The 1422-nt window shown below is 69.3% G+C and carries 2 protein-coding genes; one reads left to right on the forward strand and one right to left on the reverse strand.

Going from position 1 to position 1422, the window contains the following annotated elements:
• Nucleotides 1-180 (forward strand): TetR/AcrR family transcriptional regulator (locus ACWD3C_RS48605; protein ID WP_451155253.1); only part of this gene is annotated, 180 nt, incomplete at its 5' end.
• Nucleotides 181-549: 369 nt separating this feature from the next.
• On the opposite strand, the gene ACWD3C_RS48610 is transcribed toward ACWD3C_RS48605, so the two are convergent.
• Nucleotides 550-1422, reverse strand: an 873-nt coding sequence (locus ACWD3C_RS48610; RefSeq protein WP_451155255.1) for a transposase, incomplete at its 5' end; no start/stop codon positions are given.

Raw genomic sequence — 1422 nt, forward strand, 5'->3', positions numbered from 1 at the left:
GTGTGCCCCGACCCCGAGCAGGTCCCGGCACGGGCGGCACTCATGGCGTCGCAGCTGCTGGGGCTGGCGCTCACGCGGTACGTGCTGCGGATGCCACCGGCGGTGGGGCTGGCGCGGGCGGAGATCATGGCATGGCTGGCACCGACGATCCAGCGGTACCTGACCGCACCGAGTCCCTGAGGCTTGCCGAGCACTCGTATCCGCCGGGGCCACGGGACCGGTAGGGCGCTGGAAGGCCGCCCCGTACATGAGACCCGCCGGGCGCCGAGAAATCCAGGCCCAGGAGGCCAGCCGAGCGCCGACACCGAGCCCCTGACACGCCCAGGCGGTCTCGTTGGATCATCGGCCGGACCAGAGGAAGATGCCTGCGATGTGGAGTCCGGCCAGGGAATCTGCGCAGGAAGGCTTGCCAGCGCAGGTCGACGTCGATGCTGGTCATGCCGGTCTTGGAGGACCACAGCCAGACCGGCAGCGGGTCTCCTCCGCCCGGCAGCCGATCGACCTTCAGGCGGATCAACGTTGCGCGATCTTGGTGGTTAATTCCAATTGTCATGCGGCGAGGCGTAGTTGGAGTCTGGCGAGGTGGCAATGATTGGTGCGGTCGAGGGGGCGGCCGTGCCACCAGGCGTGGAGTCGGATGAGGTTGAGGGCGGCGGCGCTGGTGGTGTGGTCGAGGTGGGTCTTGGCAAGGCCGCGGTAGCGGGCTCGGCGCAGGCCGGTGGTGTGGGTGGCCTGACGGATGGCGCCCTCGACCCCGGCCCGCAGTGCGTAGTCGCGCTGCCAGGTGCCATCCTGCTGCTGAGCGCGGGCGGTGCGGATGGCCTCGGTGAGCTCACGGGGGTAGAGGCTGAGCCGGCGGCCCTTTCGTGAGCTGGTGCACTGCTCCTTGACCGGGCAGGGGATGCAGTCCAGGGCGGCGAAGGCAACGACGGTCTTGGCCACGCCCTCCTGGACGACGTCGTTCCAGGTGGCACTGATCTTTCCGGCCGGACAGACGGCTCGCTTGCTGTCCCAGTCGATGGTGAAGTCGTCTGCGGCGAAGCCTTGTTGGGCCTTGGCCTGGCGGGAGGTGTCGAGCAGGACCGGAGTGACCAGCGCGATGCCGTAGTCCTTGGCGGAGGCGACGATCAGGTCGGCGCTGGGGTAGCCGGAGTCCAGGTAGTGCCGGGCGGGCAGCAGGTGGCGGCGGCCAAGGGCTTGGTGGATCGGCTCCAGGGCCTTGGTGTCCGGGAGGGTGGAGGCGGTGGTGGCCACGTTCGTGATGATGTTCGGCCGGGCGGGACGGTCGCCGTCGGCCTGTGGATGGCAGGTCTCCGACACGTGCAGTTTGAACCCGTTCCAGAACAGGTCGCGTTTGGCGGACCAGCGGGCGTCGGTGTCATATGGGGAGGCCAGGCGTATCGGGCCGGGCGGCAGCCCGTC

It is taken from the genome of Streptomyces sp. NPDC002845, assembly GCF_053591955.1.